The sequence below is a fragment of the Ruegeria sp. AB6 genome (assembly GCF_056542685.1).
This window is the reverse complement of the sequence record NZ_JBQGAD010000013.1, coordinates 1-20,617: the sequence shown is the minus strand read 5'-3', so window position 1 is coordinate 20,617 and position 20,617 is coordinate 1. Positions and strand designations below refer to the sequence as shown.

The window sequence follows — 20,617 nt, the reverse complement described above, 5'->3', positions numbered from 1 at the left end:
TGACATCCTCGCAACTACCAAGACCTCAATGTTTTAACCTCCGTATCATGATACGGTGTCAAGATGACGGTGACGGAGGGAGACCGCGATGCAACCACTCAAGATCGGCCAGGCCGCGCGCGAGACCGGGATAGGCGTCGAGACGATCAGATTTTATGAAAAGAAGGGCCTTGTCACTCAGCCGCCGCGCCCAATTGACGGCGGCGCGCGGGACTATGGTGGTGACACGCTTTGGCGGCTGAAATTCATATCCGGCGCTAAGAAGCTCGGATTTTCGCTGGCAGAAATCGCGGAAATTTTGGAGTTGCGCACGGCACCAAATACCGAGTGCGTCGCGATGCAGGCCAGAGCGCGCAAAAAGCGGGACGAAATTCAGGAACGGATCGAAGGGCTTGCACGGTTGAGGAACAATCTGGACGAGCTGATCGCGGCGTGTCCGGGGCGTGGTGGAATTCAGAACTGTTCGATCGTGGGCGCCATAGAACGCAGCAGTGAGAAATAGGCGCAATTCCGGCCTTGAACGGAGGGTAGCGGCGTTGCTTGCGAACCGGGTTATTGCCAAGCAGGACCCAGAACGGCAGGTGCAGCGAAAAAAGGAGAGCGAGGGTTCCGCTTCCGAGCAGAGTTTGCGCCAGATCATTGTGAGAAATCCCTGCGTCGCCCAGAAAGCCATATCTGATGAGTGTCGGAGGGTGACGGACAAGTCGGCCCTGTAAATGCGGTCCAGCTTTTATCCTACCGGTGCGATTTTATATCGGTTTAAGACAAGTTTACCCAAGAGGGAACATGACAATGAATAACCTGAGCCGCCGCCGCTTGATGCAAGGAGCCGCGGCAATTGCGTGCAGCGCGGCGCTTCCCGCCTTCGCGAAAACCGGTCCCTCAATCCATGTCCTGAAGGATCCGAATTGTGGGTGCTGCGGATCGTGGATCAAAATCATGCGGGCGGAAGGTTTTGAAGTAGGCGTGGAAAACAGTGCTTGGGAGGCCTTGAACGCTTACAAAACCGCCAATGGGATTCCGGAGGGCATGATGTCATGCCACACGGGTCGCGTGGAGGGCTACATGATCGAAGGACACGTCCCATCCGCTGACATTCGGCGCCTGCTGGGCGAACGCCCGAATGCTGTCGGACTGTCGGTTCCGGGAATGCCTTTCGGCTCACCGGGCATGGGGCCGGAAAGTGAACGCGAAGCCTTCGACGTCTTTCTGATCCGCAAGGATGGAACCACAGAGGTGTTCGCCAGCTACCCGGCCGCATAATTTCCCGATGGCGCTGGCAAGATCCTGACAAACACGGCGCTCGCTTCTGCTGCCTGGTTTACGTGACATTCTTCACGGCAAACCAGTTGATCCGTGACTTCACGCCTGCCTTGTCCTACCGGGCAAGTTCCAGCCTACGGTGAAAAAATACCTGCGTCCGCAAAGCCTGATGACCGGCTTTGCGGACAAAACCGACATCCCGGTCGCCGTATCAACCGCAGCATTTGTCGCCCGCCTGAATTGGCGGGCATGGGGCCGATCCGTAGGAACAGTAGACGCAGCAATCGCCGGGAAGTGGCTTCAGGACTTTTCCGCAAGATGTGCATTCGTAGAACCACTGGCACGCGTCTGTTGGCATCGTTTCAGGCCTTGAATGTCCACATTCCGGGCAGATGATCGTGCTGACAAGGTTCGGGTGCTTTTCACTCATGGCGTCACATCAAGGTTATCAGGAAATCATTTATTCGGATTTCGTTGAGCACGATAACCCAAGCGATGGCCGTCAACGCAAAACTGCCTGTCAGCCACCATTTGAAGCGGTCGAGCGAACCACGGCGATACGCGACGATGCCAGAGAGAAACAGCAGGGCCGTCGAACCGCCGAGCACGTAATAACTCGCGGCGGCGATCTTGCCGAATACGGCCAGCCAGCTCCCTCCCAAGCCAAGCAAAATCAAGGCCATCGGCAAGATGCAGCAGGTCGCAACGCCAAGTGCGGTAAACGATCCAAGAAAGCTTGCGCCAACAAACTTGCTCATGGTCAGCTTTCTCCGGCTTTGACGAACTCGAGCGGAAGCCGGTTCGACTTCCTCGATTTTTGCTTCGCGCGGTATGTGAAATTCGACATCATGACCGACAACATGCACCCTGTAGTAGCTACAGGTTCAAGGGAAAGGTCATCACATGATTGCGATTGGCGAAGCGGCGAGATTGACCGGTCTGTCGGTCGAGACGATCCGCTACTACGAACGGGAAGGCATAGTCGAGAAAGCCGGTCGAACCGCCTCGGGACGCCGCGCATACACGGAACGGGAAATCTCCGAGCTCAGATTCATCAAACGCTGCCGCGATCTTGGCTTTACCATTCAGGGTGCATGCGCACTTCGCGAATTGTCCAAAGCGCCCGAGCAAGCTTGTCGTGACGTCGAAGACGTCGCAACAAGACATCTCGACAACGTCAGGTCAAAAATCGCCGCCCTCCAACGGTTGGAGCAAGCACTGGCAGAACTTGTGCAGACCTGCACCGAGGGTACGGCCTCATGCCCCCTGCTAACGGCGTTGCTCAACGAGCCTATCGCCAAAGAAAAAATAAACGACACCTAATTGCAACGCCCGGAAAGGATCGAATCTGGCCAACTCAGTTTGCGGAAAGACTACAATGCGGCTCAAATCCGGCTCGCTCATCATTACCCACCCCATGCCCGAACTCTCTGCCTGTCCTCATCGCAGGCGAGAGTGACATTCCTGAATTGCTCATGGGTGACATTTGAGCTTTGCGGCTACAGATTGCGGAAGCATAAGTGAAATTATGTGAAACTTGCCCCTGCTCACAATTTTGCAAATCAAGCGGTGCACGTGGGCCGAACTCAGAGATGCCTGATCCACACGCATTGATCCCGGTTGGGTCCAAGTTCTTCGAGGATCCTTTCAGCATCCAGATTGAAGTCTTTGGCAATTTCCTGGACCTGAACCGCCTGAAAGCTATCCAAGTTCCGCACCGTTCGACCATCTTCAAAGGTGATCAACTCGTGTGATCTTCCAGACCAACGCACGATCCCGCCGCAAAGGGTCTGTCCTTCAACATCCGCAAGTTCGGCGACCGGGTCGGCAAAGAAATCGGTCCATTTAAGAATACCTGTGCTGACAGCTCTCGCCACTGCTTGTTCCGTTGTCCGGCACTTGAGTTTTGTGACGATCGAAGACGTCAAAGCATGCACCATCCTGGAGGAGAGCCCCGTCTGGCCAGCAACTACGGATGGGATCAATCCTGATGCGAGCATCTTCAGAACATCCATCTCCTGATCGGACAACGCATCCGTAGGAAAGTTGAAAACTGTATCAATCACATCGAGCGCGAGTAGATGCAGGACCTGCGCTTCGTGGCGAAGGGCAGGGAGCATACTCCCGACCAAGGCGTCCCAGTCGGATCGGCGCAGGTTGGAGGTAACCGTAAAGACACCACGCTCCCCAAACGGATTGATAACCGGAATGGATAGTCCGTGCTGACCCACACCAAATTTTCTCGCTGCATCGAATAGCGGTGCGTGTTCACGCTGATCATCAAACACAGCCCAATCAATTGGTGCGATCATTGCGGCGCCAAACCGGATGAGGGGATCGACCAGGACCATGTCGTTGTCGACGTAGTGCCTGACCCATTCGGCCGGGAACGTGGTGCAGCCGTGGACAACGTTGTGATGCTTGTCGATATGGGCGTAGGACGCATTCTCCAGTCCGAACCTCGAACAAATTTCCTGAAGGCGCGCCTCCCCGGTCTGCCTGAAATCCAGTTCAGAATTGCCAATGTCCGCGATTTTCATAGATCGTCTTTCTGTTCCGCGTTGCCGTCGAGGCCGCTTAGCAACCTAAAGCTGAACAAACCACTCGGGAATTCCCGTAGCCAATCATGCATTTGAATACAGTTCTGTTCTGGAGGCGGAAACGGAGCGAAAACCTGCCGATGAGACACATGAATTGGAGAAGCTGGCGGCTCATAACCCGGCACGGCTAAAACCCGCTGCAGTGATCTTGCGGAAGCCCGTCTTCCTCCTCTCGGGCTCTACGCGCCAAAAGCCCCATGAAACTGGAAATCAGGTTCAGTTCACCGCGCTCATCTGCGTGCACCATACCGCGCAGATATCCGCCCGGATTAACCACTGGCGGCAACCGTGGATCGCTCAGCCTCGCGTCTGTGATCAACCCGGCCAGGATTGCACCCATCACGGTCAATCGGTCAATCGCCGTACGCCAAGCCGAGGCATTGGCGCCGATCTCCGACAATCGCGACCAAACGCCGGTCTCAATCGCGTAGAGCGACGGGCTGGAATTCTGATCTCCGCCACCCGCGATATCGATATGCATGCGCAGCTCGGGTGAGGCCAGTTCATATAGGATGCGGTTATTCACCCGCGGTAGTTTTTGGGCCTTGCGCGATGCCGTATCTGTCGGATGATTGCTTTCTAAGCAATGCGGAGGGCCGTCAGGCCCGGAGCCGGAACAATCTGGTTCCGAGGCTTTTGCCGAGGACATTGAACTCTCGCCATCGGCGTTACAGGACAGAATTGTTTCTTCAATTTGGTCTTGTATATGGCACCCGAAACAAGCTTCGGGTTCACCCGAAATTTCACCGGGTTTTGCGACATGCTCTTCGATCCGGCTCCAAAGGTCGTAAGCCGCCTGAACATGTAGCTTGAGCGCCTCCAGCGTCATGTATTTCAACTTGTCGGCGCGCGGCCAGGATCGAAGTTCCTCCTTCATGCCTTCCAGACTTTCAGGAGGGCAGGGGAGTAAGAGAAGCACGGCCAGACTATGTTTCACATATCGGTAAAGCCGTGATCGATCCCCGCGCAGCTCGTCCTGTTCTTTCTTCTCGGCCTTGCTGCGCACGTCCGCATCGCGCATCTCGGGAATGAGGTTCAGGGCAGGGGTCAGGAAGAGTCCAAGCTTCTTGCGCTTACAGCGCGCGCCATTTGCGCCAAGCCTGCGTTCGATCAGACCAATCCTTTCCAGCTCACGTTCGTGATTGTGGATTGTCCGATCTGTCACGCCTCGCCCGGCAATGAGGGTTTCCTGGCGCGCGTAGCAAAAGGGTTCCTGAGACGGGTCTCGAAAAGCACATGGCGTAATCATATCGATGATGATCTCTAAGGTGCGAATACACTGGGCTGATGCGCCTCTGATCTGCGCATATCCCACGCAGAGCTGACGTAACCTGTCACGGTTCCAGCCCTCAGGAAGGCCGTTGTGAAAGCGAATATTATCGTGGTGATGGGCGGATGCGATCTGCCGAAAGCTCATGGATTTGGCCTCATTTGGCAAAGGTCAGTGTTGATATCGCGGCTTCGCGGGGCAGGGTGTTCGGAATGGTTCAACGGTCTCATGGTCTGCTTCTCATTGGGGAAGCAAGGCGGCTCGAACCTCAGCAAAAAGACACAGAAAAACCGTTCGCACAGATGCGTTTGTCCTTGTCAGTAATTTTGGAGTTTCCTATAAATCAGGTGATCAAACGTGACTTAAGAAGATCCCCGCTGAGGCCCCGCCTCGCGGGGGTTTTTGTTTCTGGGATTAAGTTTTTCCTCCGGGCCAATCGGCCTGGTTTAAAAATGCAGCTGGCGATTTTTGGTGGCATAGCCAGGAGCAACGCGTTGTACCGCAGGTCAGCACCTCAATATCGGATGAGTTCGTAGTCGCTGAACCCGAATGTGTCGGTCCACTCGACGCCAACGCCGCGGAAGTAGCTGGGAGGTTCACAGCGATTGCCCAGTGGCAGCCAGTAAGGGATTGGGGCAGGAGCGCGCTCGGACCAGCGAAAATTCGTATTATCGTCGTAGGTGCCAACCACAAGATCAAGCGAACGCTCGCAATCTCCCTCCCTTGAACGACGGCGATAGCTGTAGTGGCGCACATCCCAAACCCTGATGGATCTCACAACGTCGAAATCGGAAGAAGAAAGATCGACGCTGATCGGGGTGGCTTGGAAACCGTCACCGTATTGGCCGTGATGTGCATCGATCCTTCCTATCGAGATCGCTGCGTCTACCAGTATTGGCTTAGCGGTGTCATCCGATGGAAGCTCTGGAACTGGGCTAGCACTGGTGCGCTTGATGGCTTCCAACCGTTCCATAGGACCCAAGTCCGAGGGGCTGTGTGACGTATTCATCGGACAGCGCCAGAGTTGAAGCGGCGGTTCGACCGGGTAGGGTGTGATGCGCCGAATGAACTCCGCCTTGGCTGCGACGCAATCAGCCGAACTTGGCCAACCCCCGGCGAGGCAAAGGAATATGGCACAGTCAATTGGATAGGCACGAGCCTGCGTGGCTGGCAGTGCAGCGAGTGCAACTGCAAGGGCCTTCGCGCGAGTTCGATTTCCGGATTTTGAGTGTTTCAAGATGGTCTCTCCTGCTTGCGAATCGCCTAAGCAATATCCGGCCAATATATTTCTGACAATCCAATATCGTATATTGGCGGGTTTTCTTATATTGACGTAGATTGTGTTTTAGTCCACAACTTTTGGATGTAGAAGACGGCCCATAGGGGGTCGTCATGGCGGACAACAAGAGACAATACACTGTGGTAACCATCGAGATGGTCCGGGGCCTGAAAGAGGATCAGGTTCCCTTTACATGCCGCTACGAATTTATCGGACTCGCTTCCCTTGGACGACCTAAGTACCACTGCATTTACAGCTCGCCGAACTATGTCGGGGCCTTGTGCAAGTCGAAGATCTCTCGAGCGGGCGCTGAGCCCAGAGAGTTCGATCTTTGGCCGGGCCTCTTCAAGCATCATCAGGAATTTGGTGATGGGCGCATTCTCTGCGTCAAATCAGACTATACGATCGAGTCGATTACCCCAGAGGGTCTCGAAGCAGCTCAGGCCCTGGACGCGAAATCCAAAACCTGATCGGTCACGTTCGAGAACCCGGCTCATCAAAATGCTGGGGCAGGGCGCATGAAACGGCTCTTGTTTCTCAGCGCTGCACTCGCGTCCTTGTTCATTGCTGCAGTTTGGATTGAACCAGCTAGGAAAACAAAGACTCTCGGCGCATCCGAGGTGATTGCCGTTGACGGTGACACGATCGACCATGGTGACGACCGATACCGGCTTATTGGGTTTGATACGCCTGAGACATTCCGGGCTCAGTGCGATGCTGAGAGAGCTTTGGGTCTACGAGCCAAGGACCGGCTGACGGAGCTCATCAACTTCGCGGGCGTAATTGAACTTGAGATTGAGCTGCACTTTGACGTCCACGATCGCTTCTTGGCGCTTGGGCGCGTGTCTGGACAGAACGTCGGGGCCATCCTGATTTCTGAAGGTCTGGCGCGCCCGTACTCGGGTGGCAAGCGCCAGTCCTGGTGCGGCTGAAAGAAAGGATAAAACAACGATTTATGACAGCAGAGAGAAACGACTAAGCAATAAGCAGTCCTGCCGATTGCGCCAACAATCGACAGGACAAGAAACGCCCTTAATCCATCCGGGCATTCCTCCAACATCAAGAGAGAACTGTACTATGGTAAAAACAGTAGTCCGAGATGCCGGTCCTAGATTGGGCAGCACCGCGACAGAGTCAATGGGTGCAAACCTAGACAACGCGTCTGCACCTCCGATCCCTTAGCGCTGTCTGACGATTGAGGCGCGCGGGACATCCGAACGTTCCAGCCAAAACATCTGACTAAGAGATCCGAACCAGACATTGGTCTTTTGCGGCGCCACTGAAGGTTCAGTGCTGTGTCCCAGCACCCGATTCCCCACCGCTCAGATGACCTGAAGTCGACCCCATAATAGTAATTATGTAAAAACTACTGACCTATTTTTTGAAAGGCGGAAAGGTGATCACAGTGGCCTTCGACACTATCGAAAGCAAGATTGATCGGCGCTGGGTGCCTGCCGCCCAGAGCTTCGAGCAAGCCCGTAAGGACATTCTCACCGTAATCCGCCACCTTGCCGGAGAACGGTCAACCATCAAGCGCGGAATGCGCGAATACTGGCTGGAAAGCGATGCCCGCGCCACGGCTTTCGGAATCGCGCTCGAAATGTTCCATGTCCTCAATGATCTTGAGTATGTCCGTGCAAATCGGCTCTACAAAGCCTTGAAGTTGCACGCAGACGTTAACAAGGCGTTGGGTCCGAAAGAGCTGTTCCGCTTTGCTTCACCGGAAAAGGCCGCTGCGCTCATCCAAAGCAGCAGCCGAGCAAACTATGCCAACTCATACGCAACCCTGAAATTCGGTTGCGACCTGTCAGGCACAATCGACGCCGACACCGCGCGCGACGTTCTGAACCGGCATGAAGCCCTTTGGTTCGTTTACCCAAACGCCACCTATCACGTTCACCTGATCCGTGAGGGTGTCTGGCTGGACATCGTTATGCCGCTTGAAGTGGTCGTTGAGCTGCGCCTTGAAGTGGATTTCGCAATGCAAATCCGACAAGCGGAACTTGATGCGCAGGGAGCTTTGTCATGAACAAGCCTGCGCGCAAAGTTCTTCCTGATCGTCGGCTGGCTGAAACACGCCGCGTTGAAACTCCGCAAGGGCACACTGCCTTTGTCACCATCGGGTATGATCCGGCGTCGCCAATCAAACCCCGTGAAGTGTTCTATAGCGGCGGTTTTCGCTCTGGCAGCGACCTCGAATACCATCTGCATGATCTGTGCGTTCTGATTTCGCTGTTGCTGCAGCACGGCGTAGCAGCTTCGTTTCTGTCGCGCTCTATCGCTCGCAAGACTTCGGCCCTTGGTGGCGAAGAATACGCAAGTCTCGCAGGCTGGTTGGTGGATGCTGTCAGCATTCCGCCGTCCTGGACTGATGAGTACGTGGCCGCGACCGGCGACGAACAGAACCCCTCCAATTCCTCGCCAACTCAAGCAAAGGAGAAATCCGAATGATCGCAGCAATGCGGCCCCTTCTGCTCGTCTCCACGGCATTTGTGGCGACCGGCGCAAGCGCCCAGGTCATCGAATACGAGCCGGATGGCAGCGTGTTTCTGAACGGTGCGCGGGCAGAAATCGTCAATGGCGTCGTTCGGCCAATCCGGATGCGTGAGTACACGCTTGACGAAAAACCGGAAGCGCCGAAGGCCAAGCCACAGGAAAAGATCGAGATTGCGGGCAAGGCACCGCGGCCTCGCAGATCCTCGGGCGGCTGGTCGCAGGAGCGGATCGTCAAAGAAATCCACGCAGCGGCGGAACGCCATGACATTCCGGCCGAGTTGTTCATGGCGCTGGTCTGGCAGGAAAGCCGGTATCGGGCTGACGCTCTGTCACCCAAGGGTGCCTATGGCTTCGCACAGCTCATGCCCGGAACGGCGAAAGACCTGGGCGTGAACCCAAAGAACCCTGCAGAAAATCTCGACGGTGGTGCCCGCTATTTGGCGGCGCAGTACCGCGAGTTCGGAACCTGGAAGCTGGCGCTTGCCGCCTACAACGCCGGGCCTCACCGCGTCGTCGAATACGGCGGCGTCCCCCCCTTCACCGAAACCCGCAATTACGTGCGGATCATCCTAAGCAAAGTGAGCACTTCCTCATGAAAAGAACCCACTTCTACCAGCAGATGGCGTTTTTCGCGATCACTGCGTTCATCATCACAGCAGCGCCCGCCTCCGCTGGCTGGCTGCAAGATGCCATTGGCGATTTCATCAACGAAACGCTGGCCGACTCGAAGGTCGTTGGCGTCAGCCTTGCCGCTGTCGGCTTCATCTGGGGCTGTCTCGCCTACGTGTTCGGCTGGGGTTCGCTGAAAGGCCCGGTAATCGCTATCGTCGTCGGCGCTGTTATCGGCCTCGCTGATACATTCATCGGAGGCTGATTGATGCCGCGCCGCAATACGGTCTTTCGCGGCCTGAGCCGCCCCGCAGAATGGGGCGGCTTACCCGTGATCTATCTGCTGGTGATCCTCGGGATGACCATGCTTTCGTTCTTCATGTTCGGGATAGCGCCAGCAATCATTGCGGGTTTTGTTTTCTACACCGGGCTTCGCCTCTTTTACGAATGGGAACCGGCTTTCTTCCGCGTCCTGTCCGTAACCCTTTCCAAAACTCCGCGCACCAAAAACCGCCAGCATCATGGGGGAGATTACTATAGTGCCTAAGCCTGCTGCACAGGATTTGTGGACCCTTGCCCGCTCGTTGATCGAGCCGAGCTGGCGCAAGGATGAAATGAGCCTCTTTCAGATGTTGCCGTATGGCTATGTCGTGGACGATGAGGTCATTTCTACACGCAACGGTGGCCTCATCGCCGCTGCAGAAATCACCGGAATCAACGCAAACACGCTGGACGAAAACGAGTTCGAGTTCCTGGCCGAACGGTTTGAGCGTGTATTGCGCACGACACCCAATGAGGTGGCCTTTTATGTTCATCGACTGACCGTCCCAGCTGAGACTGGTCATGTCATCACAGATCCAACCGGCTTTGCCGGTGCAGTGGCGCAGGCCATGCGCTCAGCGTCCGTCGATGCAGAGCTGAAAGAACGCAAGATCATCATCAGCGCCATTCTGCAAAAGCGGCAGGATGAGCGGGCAAAACAGATGTTCGGCATGTCGTCTGGAACGATAGACGAGGAACGCCGCGAAATGATGGAACAGCTCGACGGTGTGTTCACAACACTGGCGGGCACGCTGGGCGAGGCCCGTATGCGCCGGCTGAAGCTCAGCGAGGGGCGTTGGCTCGGCTATTATGGAATGCTGTTGAACGGTCGGTATCAGCCGATCATTCACACGAACATTGCAGAACCCATCGCCTTCAACATGCCGCAAGAGGATGTGCTGTTTCAGGGCAAGCGCGGCAAACTGGTCACGGGCGACGATCAGGAACGCTCCATCCGTGTCTATTCCCTGAAGAATTACCCGATGGCTTCGTTCCCCGGCATTTTCGACGGGCTAGACCTGCCGGTTGATGTCGTGATTTCGCAATCCTTCCTGCCGATCAGCCGCGCCCAGGCGCAGGAAATGGAACGCCGCAAGTCGGGACAAATGCGCTCGGCAGGCGACAAGGCAAAGTCGCTTGAAGAGGATTTGTCCATTCTGGCGGACGGCATTGCCTCCGGCACCATGTCACTCGGCAAGCACCACCTGTCGATCTGCGTGTTTGGGAACGAGGAAGATCTGAAAACCGCCGAAAAACACATCATCGGTGAAATCCAGATTTCGGGCGGCACGGTCAAACGCGAAGCGATGTCGGCGCGGTCGGTGTACTTCGCGCAGCACCCCGGCAACTTCGCATTCCGTCCTCGTGAAGAACTGATCACGGACCAGAACTTTGCGGACATGGTTGCGTTCCACATGCGGCCAAAGGGTTTGGATGCGGAAAAGCTGCCCTGGCCGGGGCCATTGGCGACTTTCCCGACAACGCACGGGGACAGCTACGATGTTTCGCTGCACCTTCCCAAGACCAGTAAGGACGCCGAAAACCTGCCCTCCGGGCATACGATCGTTCTTGGACCGAACGGCTCGGGTAAAACCGTGATCGCAATGCTGCTGGCAACAATGGCGGTGGCACAGGGCGCGCGGATTATCGCTTTTGACAAAGACCGGGCAATGGAGGCTCCGATGCGGGCGCTTGGTGCGCAGTACACCCGCGTCCGAGTTGGTGAACCAACCGGCATGAACCCGTTTCAGACCGAGACGGATGAGGCTGGGCAAAGCTGGCTCGCCAACTGGGTCATTGCCCTGTTGAGCTATGACGAACCACTGACCACCGATCAAAAGGATGAAATAACGCGGGCTTGCCAAGCCAATGCCACTTTGCCGCCTGCGCTTCAGAACTTCGATTCACTGGTGGAACGGTTCAGAGCCTTTGACGATGACAAGAACCTGTACAAGCGTGCAAGTGAATGGGCTGGCGACGGGCGTTTGTCGTGGATGTTTGGCGAGGGTGGCACAGATCCTTTTGCCTCTGACGATCGGCATCTTGTGTTCGACATTTCTGAGGTTCTGGATGACGAGTTGGTCCGGTTGGCATGGATCAGCTACGTCATGCGCCAGATCGAGCGCCGTTGTGCTGCGAAAGTGCCCACTGTCTTTGTGATTGATGAAGCCTGGGTGATCGCAGGCAACCCCTACGGCGCAGAAATTCTCAAGAACGCTTACACCACATACCGGAAGCTGAACGTCATGATGATGATGATGACGCAGATCCCCGATCACATCCTGTCGTCAGCGGCAAGTAAGTCGATCCTGGAAAACACCAGCACGCAGCTCTTGTTCCCCTCCCGATCCGGCAATGAAGCAGACTACCGGGCAATCGGCTTGAACGATTCAGAGCTGGGCGCACTGAGGGCGCATTTTGGCGACCGCGTAATGCTCATGAAGAAAGGTGATGAGAGTGTTTGGCTCGATGTCGATGTCGGCGCTCTCGGCCCGCTTCTTCGTGTTTTGAGCGGATCAGACGGCAAGTCGTTCCCTGATCCTGACTGGCGACAAAACCCCAACTTCTGGAAGGAAATCACATGAAATCCCGCCTTGTAATCGCCCTTGTTGTTCTGGCCGCCGTTGCCGCCTGCACCAACACCTATTCGGGCTATCGCAGCAAATGCGCCTGTGACTTCGAACGAATGGGTCCTGCAGAATTGGAGCTGGCGTGATGGACAACTTGAAGCACATCCGCACAACCATTGCTGTTTTGGTTCTGGCCGCCCTGCCCGTCACGGCATCGGCCCAGGGTGTCCCGGTTGTTGATTCAGCGGCAATCGCACAAGACGCCGCCAATTCGGCCCGCGAAGTCGCGGAAATGGTCCGCCAGTACGAACAGCTAATGCAACAATATGAGAAGCTCGAGCAGCAGCGCGCAATGTTGGAGAACTCGTTCAAGGCCATTTCTGGTCTGACAGATTTGGACGAGTTCAACAGCCGCAGCTTTTTGAAGCTGGCAACGGCAGCTGACACGCTTGGATACGCCCTGGATGCAGCGGAGGGCGGTATCACCGGCCTGCCCGATGTCGCAGCGCAGGCAATGGAACGACGATCCATCAACCTCGGCCTGAACGATGGCATCTTGTCCGAGTTCAGCACGTCAGACGTGCCAGCCCGGCGCATTCTGTCAGAGCGAGGTGGCGCTGGCTTGATGGCGTCCGCTCTGGGCGAACAGGGCTATGACATGGCGGGCAAACTCTCCGAAGACGCCGAAAAGCTGCGCGGTGAAATCGGTCAGCAAGAAGATCTGAAGGATGCAATCGACTACAACACAGCGGTTCTTCTGAAACTCCTGCAAGTTGAAATTGAAATCTTGCGCGCAACCTCGGCCAATGCCCTGGCGTCGGGCACGGATCTGGCTGCAAACGCAGCGGACCTAAAGACGCTTAGCAATTACGCAAGAGGAGAAACCCAATGAAAAGCCGCTCCACTTTCGCCCTGATCACACTGACGGCGACGCTTTTAGCGTCGTCGGCCAGTGCTGAGGCCAGACTTCCGTTTCCCCCCAATGTTGATTGGACATTTGGGGAATATCGGACCTGTCTTGGTTATTCGGGCGTGCGAGCGTTCAAAAAACCCCTGAAGGAATACGGGGTTGAACAGCTCGCCAACGCTGGTCAGGGCGCGGATCAACAGTATGTCGTTGGCAACTGGACCGATGCCATTTTGAATGAGCAAGTGATAGCTGCTCATGAATTTGCCATAGAGCAATGCCGCCTGCGCAAAGCCGATGAAGCATTCAGCACTGAATGCCCGCTCGGTAACCTCAGCCGCGAAGCTGCAATCAAGTTGGTGGGCGCAGACCAGGGCGATTTCTGGTCGAAGCCATCCAGCGAACTCAAATCGCTCAAAGAAACGCAGCAAGAACGCTTGGAAGCGCTGCGCCCTGCAATTGAGGAGGCTTGTGGGTCGTGATTCAGGATTTCGTCAGCTCGATTGAATCAGCAATCAGCAACTTTTCTCAGCAAGCATACACCAGCCTTGCGGCGGATCTCGCATCCGCCCTCTGGGCTATTGCTGCGCTGATCTTTGTAGCGATGCTGATCAACGGCGTACTTCAGATCAGAGAAATTGGGTTTGGTGGTTATGTAGGCTGGATCATTCGGGCGACGATCATCATCGGAATGGCGTCGAGCTGGTCCTTTTTCCAACCAATCTATCAAGGCGTCCAAATCTTGCCGGACAGTATTGCCGGGGCACTCACTGGAACCACAAATGTATGGCAAGCGTTGGATGAGATTGCGCTTCAGTGTTTCTTGATGGGCCAGCAGGCCATTGAAAACGCGACCTGGGGCCTGAGCATCACCGGAGCTATTCTCTGGGTTGTTGGGGCCGTCATCGTTGCTTTTGGCACTGGCATGGCACTCATCGCAAAAGGCGGTCTGGCGGTCCTGCTGGGTCTAGCGCCTGTTTTCATTGCAACGCTGCTCAGCTCGGCCACAGCCAATATCTTCGCAGCCTGGGCGAAAACGACTGTGGGCCTCATCATGGTCATTGTCGTTCTGACAGGCATCGTTTCTCTTATTCAGGCGCTTTTCGCTTCGGAACTTGGTTCCTTGTCTGATGTTAATGACATGGAAGCCAGCGGACGTTTTCTCGCAATCTGCATCGTGGCTATCGTCATGCTCACGCAAATCCCGTCACTGGCTGGCGGCATGTCTGGCGCGATAGTTTCGGCATCCTCCGGTCTTGCTGTGGCAACCGGCGCGGTTGCAGCCGCAAGAAGTGCATTGGGCACTGCCAGCGATGGCGCAAGGGGTGCAGTAGCCGGTGGCAAAACCGCCGCCGCGATGGCTTCCGCAGCACGTGACGGGACTGGCGTTCGTGACAGCGCGTCTCGCGCAATGCAAGCGCGTCGGGACATAGCGCACAGAGCCCGAAATCAGGATGGGGCAGCTCGTCAGAGCTACGCCGCTGACCGTTACCGGCAGAGCATTCGACAAGCTCGCGCCAATAAATCTTCATAAATCGAGGTACAGAGCAAATGTCACACGTGACAGATCACGAAAAAGAACTCTTTCTGGGCGCACGCCGCGATGCCTTCAAATGGCAGGTATTCGGCATGGTCGGCATGGCAATGGGCGTGGCCTCTATGATTGGCTGGGCGATGCTCCTTCCCCTGAAGGAAATCCGCGCGGTGCCATTCTCCATTGATCCGGACACGAAACTGCCAGTCCTGCTCACTGAAAAGGTGGAAGAATTGGAACCGACGGAGGCAATGGCCTTCCGTGAAGTCGCAAATTATGTGCGCGACCGGGAAACCTATGATGTCCAGGACAATAACGAGCGCCTGAAATCGGTGCTGCGTCGTTCTGATGAGTTGGCCGAAACGTCCTACCGCGAACTGTGGGATGGGTCGAACGACAACCATCCGGACGAAATCTATACGCCCAAGACAAAGGTGCAGACCGAAATTCTGGGCGTCTCGCCGGTCAACGATGAGACGGTGCAGGTCGAGATCCGCAAGTCCCTGATCGTGCCAAACCAAGCAACGGCGACAGCCCGCTACGTGGTCACAGTGACCTACGGGTTTGAGGAGAAAATCGTGACGTCGATGGGTGAGCTTCTGGAAAATCCATTTGGCTTCGTTGTCACCAACTACCGCGTAGACACCATGGGGAACATCTGATGTTTCGGCCCTTAATAACACTCACCCGCGTCATGGCTGCAACCCTGACGCTCTCAACACCTCTGCTCGCTGAAATCACACCAACGCCAGACGGAAAGAACGCGGATCACCGCATCACGCATTTCCATTACGTCGACAACCAGGTGTACCGCATCCCTGTGGGTGAACGCCTGATTACCTATGTTCACTTTCCGCAGGGCGAAACCGTCCGCAGCATTGGTGCGGGCGACACTGAAAGTTTTCAGATCACTCGCCTGCAGGAAGGTCGCGTTATTGCGTTCAAGCCGGAAATCCTGAACTCGGATTCAAACCTGACCGTCCTGACCAATCGCGGGACATACAACTTCTATTTGGTTCCGGCCGAGAGCGCCGCCGAACGTAAGCGAGTACCGTTCCGGGTCACGTTCTATAACAAGAACAACAGCGGCGGGACCACAACGCGTCGCGGCACAGTCGCTCGGAGCGAGCCGAAGCCAACTGGCCGGTTTGTGAACCAGAACTACTCGCGCTCGGGCAAAGCGGACTTTGCGCCCACCGCCGTTTGGGATGATGGCGTTCACACTTACATGCATATCCCACAGGATGCGGAGCTGCCCGGTATCTTCCGTGTCCTGCCTGATGGACGTGAGCTGATGGTGAACACCACAGTCAAAGAGCGCGGCATTATCCAGGTGCAGGGCCTTTCAGATCTTTGGACACTGCGCATTGAGGACACTTCAATCTGTGTTCGAAACGATGGCGACGAGTTTCAGCAGGCGAGTGCAACGGGCAGGCCCGTTACTTCACAGACAGTTAAACCGGGGGGCAGCAAGTAATGAACCGCGATCAGACAATTGCAGCACGGATTGCAGCGGAGCAACCACCTCAACGTATGAGAAAGAGGTTCGAGCCCAAGAAGCTCATCGCTGTCGCTGTTGCCGGAGCGGTGTTCGTGAGTTTCGCTTGGTTCGTATTGGGCGACGAAAGCAAAGGCGGGAACACGGGCGTTCGCGTTGACGCTTTGCAACAAGGTGGTGGCGAGCGATATGGGCTTTTGACCGCACGGGGACCAGAGGTCGATGAGCCAGAACCAGAGGCTTTGCCCGAGGAAATTGCGGTGGCAACGCCCGCCTCAACTCCACAGCCGGTTGAATTCATTGGGTTTGATAAAGCCTTGAAAACCATCGAGCAACAGAATGGCCGGATTTCCGACCTGCAAGACGAGCTGACGGATGCCAAAGTTTCGCTGTCAGAAAAAGACGGTGAAATCGCAACGCTGAACCTGACCAATGAACGCCTTCAGGTCAGATATGATGAGCGAGAGAAGAAGTTCCAGACGGAACTTGCCCAGGCCATCGCAGATGCGGAGGCCCGGGCACTTGCCAGCGTAAGCCACCTTCAGGCGCAAGGTCTGACCGATGACGAGCGGCGCAGACTCGAAGAACTGAAGAAAATGCGCCAGCGGCAGAACCAGTCGGACGGCATTGTGTTCGATGAAAACCCATACGGCAGAAACTGATGGAGCTGACGATGAACAGAACAGCACTCACCCTCGCCCTGGTCACGTTGGCCTCAAGCGCGATGGCACAGGACGCACCCGGTCAAAACTACCAGCCGATCAATGGTGGATCGCAGCCGGTCATTTTCCAACCCTTCCCTGCAGCGCCGCAGCCGGTTCAAGTCCAGCCAGACGACACCCGCCTGCCTGAAGATCAACGCGGCTATCAGGAAAACCAAAACACGACATGGCAAAACAATCTGGTCGAAGAATATCCCCCCATCGTCGGGGCCTCGATCATTGACGATCCGTCGCGCACCCTGACGCAAGGCACGGTTTTGTCGGCTGTGTTCGGTGGCGCGGTCAGCTCGGAGTTGCCCGGCAGTGTCGTGGCGACGATTACACGTGGCGTCTACTCGATGGACGGCACGCGTTTGCTTCTGCCGCGCGGATCGAAGCTCTTTGGCGAGTATCGAGCGGACACGACATTGGCGCAAACGCGCATCATGATCGTTTGGAGCCGTGTCATCACGCCTGACGGCCTGTCAACTCAGGTCGGATCGGCTGGTACGGACGGTCAAGGCCGGACTGGTGCGACCGGCAGGGTGAACACACACTTTGGGAAACGGTTCGGAACTGCAGCGCTGTTGTCCATCATCGGCATTGCGCCGGTGGCACTGGTCTCTGACAACGATAGCAACAACTCGGTTCGCACTGATCTGGCAACGCAAGTGGGGTCTAACCTGCAGAACGCTACGGCAGCGGCGCTTGATGAATACCTGCGCATTACTCCGACAGTCTTTGTCGATCAGGGCAGTCGCATCAACGCCATCCTGCAGCGCGACGTTGTGTTCGATAGCTTCTGAGCGCGAGCCAATGAGCCGACCGCCTCAGCAGTCTTTCCGGCCGCTGCCAGCATGATCGAGTGCGGTAGCGGCCTTTTTTGAAGCAAATTCAGCACTTTTTGGAAGCAATGAATCTTATGTGGATGCCTTCGTGTTCGAGGCAAAGCCGAGATGCAGCGAAGGCAACCTCCAGTGTTCAAAAAAGTGCTCTACCAAGGACAAGAACATGAGCGGGCGGAACGGCAATAGCCTTCTGGAATACTATACAGGCAAGATCGAGCATCTGTTGCACGATGAAAGCCTGAGCGAAATTTCTGTGAATCCTGACGGATCGGTCTGGGTCGAAGAAATGGGCACAACACACATGACCAGGACAGACATTACTCTGAACAGAGATGATGTGGAAAACATCGGGCGCTGCGTGGCCGGATTCAGCGATGTGACATTCGGAGAAAAGAAGCCGATTGCGACGGCCAACGTGCCGACACAGCAGGGTAAAGCGCGGGTGCAGGTTGTGATTCCGCCAGCAACAACCGGCGTGGGGTCCGTGGCGATCCGCCTGCTCCGCGTGAAAACCGTCGATCTGGGCGCGTTCAGCTTCGCCAGCAAAGAGGCGGCGTTGGCAGAAAACAATGATCACAGCGCGCTTGAAAAGGCTCGGGCTGCTCTCGCTGCCGGAACAATGAACTTTGACGAGCTGGCCGACCTTGCGATGCTAAGCAAATGGAACGTGATCATTGCCGGGGGCACCTCGTCTGGCAAAACCACTGTTCTCAATGCAATGCTGAAGCGCGTCGATCCTGGCGAACGGATCGTGACGATTGAAGAAGTGGCCGAGCTGGACATCGAGCAACCCAATTCTGTCGATCTACTTGCTGACCGTTCCGAAGAAGATGGCCCTCGATCACCAACAAAGCTGCTGGAATCGGCGCTGAGGTTACGGCCTGACCGCCTCGTCTGCGGTGAAATTCGGGGCGACGACGCAAATATGTTCCTGGAACTGGTGAACACCGGCCACGATGGTTCTGTTTGTACCATGCACGCCAACTCACCAGTAGATGCCATTGGACGTATGAGCAAGATGGTGCGTCGCGGATCTCCGACCGTTCAAAAGTCAGAAGTGGTCGATGACATCCGGGCCACCATTCACATGATCGTTCACATGAAGAAAATCGGTGACGAACGGAAGGTCAACGGAGTGATCTTCCCACCCCTGATGACCGCTGATCAACTTATCTGAAGGAGAAATAGAATGAAAAAATTTGAGTATCGTAATGTCTTGATGCGGGTAGAGGAAAATGCAGGCGAGAAGTTTGCGAAGCTCGGGCAAGACGGTTGGGAAATGGTCGGCGTCGTACCTGCCGAGTTTGGCATCGTGTGCTTCTTCAAACGCGAGCTGACCGATGGCTGAGTTTCAGGATCTACCCAAAGGCAAGAAGGTCGCGATAGCCGGTACTATGGGCTTTATCGCTACCTCGGCTTGCGCGGTGTTGGTGGTCGGGCTGGCTCTCGAATACATCAACACCAGAGGCTTTCGCGGGCTGGACATCTGGGCGATCCCAGAGAAGTTCATGGCACAGCCTGCAGAGACGCAGCAGATCATGGGTCTGGTGGCGGTGGTCGCAGTGGGTGTTTTGACCTTTGCATTTGTGGCGGCTGCGCTGCGTGGTCCCTCAACGAAATACGGTGATGCGACCTTTGCAAAGGCCCCTCAGCTCGTCCAGGAAGGCTATGCGTCGGTTCTGAAGCTCAAAGACAAATTGGATAGTGAAATCGTGTTTGCCAAATTTGGTGAGCCAAAGGACAAAAACGCGATCTACTATAAGCCCGGCCCCGGTGTCCAAAAGCCGCACGCGATGTTCATTGCCCCGTCTGGTTCGGGCAAAACCAGCGGCTTTGTGATCCCGAATGTCCTGCGTTTCAATGGGTCTTGCGTCGTCCTGGACATCAAGGGCGAGATTTTCCAGACAACCGGCGCGCGTCGGGCAGCAATGGGCGATGAGGTTTTTATGTTCGACCCCGAGAACCCCGACAAAAGCCACAGCTACAACCCTCTGCGCCGCGCAGCACGTGCCGACAATCTGGACCGGCGATGGGAAGAAGTGATTCAGGTTGCAACTCAGATGTTCGACACGCCCAGCTCGTCCGCGCAGGGCTTTATGGGTGGTGTTGAAGGCATGTTCTGCGCAATGGCGATGCTGGCGATCAAAAGAAAGCGGCCATACATTTCCGAAGTCCTGCGCCTGGTCAAAACGACCAAGCAAAAGGACTATGAGAAAATGGCTGAAGAAGTTGGATATGCGCGAGCTGCAGATGAGTTTCTGAATCTTGCAGCCGAAGAATCCAAAATCCTGCGGTCAACGATTTCGGTTATGTTGAACTCCGGCCTGCAGCTCTGGCGCAACCCGTCGGTAGCAAGAGCCACGCAGGGCAATGACATCAACTTTGAAGATCTGCGTCGGCGCCCCAGCTCGATCTACTTTTCCGTGCCAGGGAAAAAGGTCAAAGAGTTCCGGACGCTCATTCGCCTGTTCTTCCTCGATCTGGTGAACACCATCGAAACTGTTGAGCCGGGCGAAGATGAGCCGTTCAAGGTTTTGATGCTGCTCGATGAGTTCCAACGCCTCGGCCATCTTGAGCGCGTTGTTGAAGCCTATGACACCATGCGATCGTTCGGGGGCAGGCTCGTGGTGATTTCGCAAACACTGTCGCGCCTACAGGACATTTATGGGCACGAGGGTGTGCGGGCGATGCTGGCAAACGCTGGAACCCAGATGTTTGCCG

At 55.8% G+C, this 20,617-nt stretch carries 27 protein-coding genes; 22 read left to right on the top strand and 5 right to left on the bottom strand.

Annotated elements, in window-relative coordinates:
* Positions 1–88 precede the first annotated feature (88 nt).
* A complete protein-coding gene (locus tag ACR0DB_RS19745) occupies positions 89–502 on the top strand; it encodes a heavy metal-responsive transcriptional regulator (RefSeq protein WP_170417943.1) in 414 nt (137 codons plus the stop codon).
* Positions 503–786: 284 nt separating this feature from the next.
* Positions 787–1,263, top strand: a complete 477-nt coding sequence (locus ACR0DB_RS19740) for a DUF411 domain-containing protein (RefSeq protein WP_170417950.1) — start codon at positions 787–789, stop codon at positions 1,261–1,263.
* Between the two features lie 211 nt (positions 1,264–1,474).
* Here the strand turns inward: ACR0DB_RS19740 and ACR0DB_RS19735 are convergent, their stop codons facing one another.
* Entirely contained in the window at positions 1,475–1,693 is a 219-nt protein-coding gene (locus ACR0DB_RS19735; protein WP_237215937.1) for a GDCCVxC domain-containing (seleno)protein, read from the bottom strand.
* A 4-nt stretch (positions 1,694–1,697) separates the two neighbouring features.
* Positions 1,698–2,021: a hypothetical protein gene (locus tag ACR0DB_RS19730; RefSeq protein WP_170418031.1), complete on the bottom strand. Its 324-nt coding sequence runs from the start codon at positions 2,019–2,021 to the stop codon at positions 1,698–1,700.
* A gap of 145 nt (positions 2,022–2,166) precedes the next feature.
* Between ACR0DB_RS19730 and ACR0DB_RS19725 the strand changes: the two genes are divergently transcribed.
* Positions 2,167–2,586 (top strand): MerR family transcriptional regulator, encoded by a 420-nt coding sequence (locus ACR0DB_RS19725; RefSeq protein WP_170417953.1) that lies wholly within the window; start codon positions 2,167–2,169, stop codon positions 2,584–2,586.
* A gap of 263 nt (positions 2,587–2,849) precedes the next feature.
* Here the strand turns inward: ACR0DB_RS19725 and ACR0DB_RS19720 are convergent, their stop codons facing one another.
* The 3 genes from ACR0DB_RS19720 to ACR0DB_RS19710 all read right to left on the bottom strand — a co-directional run bounded on the left by ACR0DB_RS19720 (position 2,850) and on the right by ACR0DB_RS19710 (position 6,106).
* Positions 2,850–3,803 (bottom strand): LuxR family transcriptional regulator, encoded by a 954-nt coding sequence (locus tag ACR0DB_RS19720; RefSeq protein ID WP_170417956.1) that lies wholly within the window; start codon positions 3,801–3,803, stop codon positions 2,850–2,852.
* A gap of 187 nt (positions 3,804–3,990) precedes the next feature.
* Entirely contained in the window at positions 3,991–5,280 is a 1,290-nt protein-coding gene (locus ACR0DB_RS19715; RefSeq protein WP_170417959.1) for a helix-turn-helix domain-containing protein, read from the bottom strand.
* A gap of 367 nt (positions 5,281–5,647) precedes the next feature.
* Positions 5,648–6,106, bottom strand: a complete 459-nt coding sequence (locus tag ACR0DB_RS19710; protein ID WP_170624892.1) for a hypothetical protein — start codon at positions 6,104–6,106, stop codon at positions 5,648–5,650.
* Positions 6,107–6,525: 419 nt separating this feature from the next.
* Between ACR0DB_RS19710 and ACR0DB_RS19705 the strand changes: the two genes are divergently transcribed.
* The 19 genes from ACR0DB_RS19705 to ACR0DB_RS19615 form a co-directional block, all read left to right on the top strand.
* The gene (locus ACR0DB_RS19705; protein ID WP_142638830.1) at positions 6,526–6,882 is read left to right on the top strand and encodes a hypothetical protein; all 357 of its coding nucleotides are present in this window, start codon (positions 6,526–6,528) and stop codon (positions 6,880–6,882) included.
* A 48-nt stretch (positions 6,883–6,930) separates the two neighbouring features.
* Positions 6,931–7,344 (top strand): thermonuclease family protein, encoded by a 414-nt coding sequence (locus tag ACR0DB_RS19700; RefSeq protein WP_170417964.1) that lies wholly within the window; start codon positions 6,931–6,933, stop codon positions 7,342–7,344.
* A 473-nt stretch (positions 7,345–7,817) separates the two neighbouring features.
* Entirely contained in the window at positions 7,818–8,441 is a 624-nt protein-coding gene (locus ACR0DB_RS19695) for a hypothetical protein (protein ID WP_152460688.1), read from the top strand.
* A complete protein-coding gene (locus ACR0DB_RS19690) occupies positions 8,438–8,863 on the top strand; it encodes a TSCPD domain-containing protein (protein WP_152460687.1) in 426 nt (141 codons plus the stop codon). Before ACR0DB_RS19695 ends, ACR0DB_RS19690 begins: the two co-directional genes overlap by 4 nt.
* The gene (locus ACR0DB_RS19685) at positions 8,860–9,504 is read left to right on the top strand and encodes a lytic transglycosylase domain-containing protein (protein WP_152460686.1); all 645 of its coding nucleotides are present in this window, start codon (positions 8,860–8,862) and stop codon (positions 9,502–9,504) included. The genes ACR0DB_RS19690 and ACR0DB_RS19685 overlap by 4 nt, the downstream gene beginning before the upstream one ends.
* The gene (locus tag ACR0DB_RS19680; protein ID WP_152460685.1) at positions 9,501–9,782 is read left to right on the top strand and encodes an HAD family hydrolase; all 282 of its coding nucleotides are present in this window, start codon (positions 9,501–9,503) and stop codon (positions 9,780–9,782) included. Before ACR0DB_RS19685 ends, ACR0DB_RS19680 begins: the two co-directional genes overlap by 4 nt.
* A gap of 3 nt (positions 9,783–9,785) precedes the next feature.
* Positions 9,786–10,064: a VirB3 family type IV secretion system protein gene (locus ACR0DB_RS19675; RefSeq protein ID WP_152460684.1), complete on the top strand. Its 279-nt coding sequence runs from the start codon at positions 9,786–9,788 to the stop codon at positions 10,062–10,064.
* Positions 10,057–12,423, top strand: a complete 2,367-nt coding sequence (locus tag ACR0DB_RS19670) for a VirB4 family type IV secretion/conjugal transfer ATPase (RefSeq protein ID WP_170666374.1) — start codon at positions 10,057–10,059, stop codon at positions 12,421–12,423. The genes ACR0DB_RS19675 and ACR0DB_RS19670 overlap by 8 nt, the downstream gene beginning before the upstream one ends.
* On the top strand, positions 12,420–12,554 hold the full coding sequence (locus ACR0DB_RS19665) for a hypothetical protein (protein ID WP_256368715.1): 135 nt from the start codon (positions 12,420–12,422) through the stop codon (positions 12,552–12,554). Before ACR0DB_RS19670 ends, ACR0DB_RS19665 begins: the two co-directional genes overlap by 4 nt.
* The gene (locus ACR0DB_RS19660) at positions 12,554–13,300 is read left to right on the top strand and encodes a type IV secretion system protein (RefSeq protein ID WP_170666370.1); all 747 of its coding nucleotides are present in this window, start codon (positions 12,554–12,556) and stop codon (positions 13,298–13,300) included. The genes ACR0DB_RS19665 and ACR0DB_RS19660 overlap by 1 nt, the downstream gene beginning before the upstream one ends.
* The gene (locus tag ACR0DB_RS19655) at positions 13,297–13,797 is read left to right on the top strand and encodes a hypothetical protein (protein ID WP_170666366.1); all 501 of its coding nucleotides are present in this window, start codon (positions 13,297–13,299) and stop codon (positions 13,795–13,797) included. The genes ACR0DB_RS19660 and ACR0DB_RS19655 overlap by 4 nt, the downstream gene beginning before the upstream one ends.
* Positions 13,794–14,849, top strand: a complete 1,056-nt coding sequence (locus tag ACR0DB_RS19650; protein WP_170666362.1) for a TrbL/VirB6 family protein — start codon at positions 13,794–13,796, stop codon at positions 14,847–14,849. Before ACR0DB_RS19655 ends, ACR0DB_RS19650 begins: the two co-directional genes overlap by 4 nt.
* Before the next feature lie 17 nt (positions 14,850–14,866).
* Entirely contained in the window at positions 14,867–15,511 is a 645-nt protein-coding gene (locus tag ACR0DB_RS19645) for a VirB8 family type IV secretion system protein (RefSeq protein ID WP_170666359.1), read from the top strand.
* Positions 15,511–16,326, top strand: a complete 816-nt coding sequence (locus ACR0DB_RS19640; protein WP_170666357.1) for a TrbG/VirB9 family P-type conjugative transfer protein — start codon at positions 15,511–15,513, stop codon at positions 16,324–16,326. Before ACR0DB_RS19645 ends, ACR0DB_RS19640 begins: the two co-directional genes overlap by 1 nt.
* Before the next feature lie 116 nt (positions 16,327–16,442).
* The gene (locus ACR0DB_RS19635; RefSeq protein WP_216599851.1) at positions 16,443–17,009 is read left to right on the top strand and encodes a hypothetical protein; all 567 of its coding nucleotides are present in this window, start codon (positions 16,443–16,445) and stop codon (positions 17,007–17,009) included.
* A gap of 11 nt (positions 17,010–17,020) precedes the next feature.
* Positions 17,021–17,854: a TraB/TrbI/VirB10 family type IV secretion system protein gene (locus tag ACR0DB_RS19630; RefSeq protein WP_170575215.1), complete on the top strand. Its 834-nt coding sequence runs from the start codon at positions 17,021–17,023 to the stop codon at positions 17,852–17,854.
* A 205-nt stretch (positions 17,855–18,059) separates the two neighbouring features.
* Positions 18,060–19,073: an ATPase, T2SS/T4P/T4SS family gene (locus ACR0DB_RS19625; RefSeq protein WP_152460675.1), complete on the top strand. Its 1,014-nt coding sequence runs from the start codon at positions 18,060–18,062 to the stop codon at positions 19,071–19,073.
* A gap of 12 nt (positions 19,074–19,085) precedes the next feature.
* Positions 19,086–19,244: a DUF4177 domain-containing protein gene (locus ACR0DB_RS19620; RefSeq protein ID WP_152460674.1), complete on the top strand. Its 159-nt coding sequence runs from the start codon at positions 19,086–19,088 to the stop codon at positions 19,242–19,244.
* Positions 19,237–20,617, top strand: a 1,381-nt coding sequence (locus ACR0DB_RS19615) for a type IV secretory system conjugative DNA transfer family protein (RefSeq protein WP_480552604.1), incomplete at its 3' end; no start/stop codon positions are given. The genes ACR0DB_RS19620 and ACR0DB_RS19615, both read left to right, overlap by 8 nt.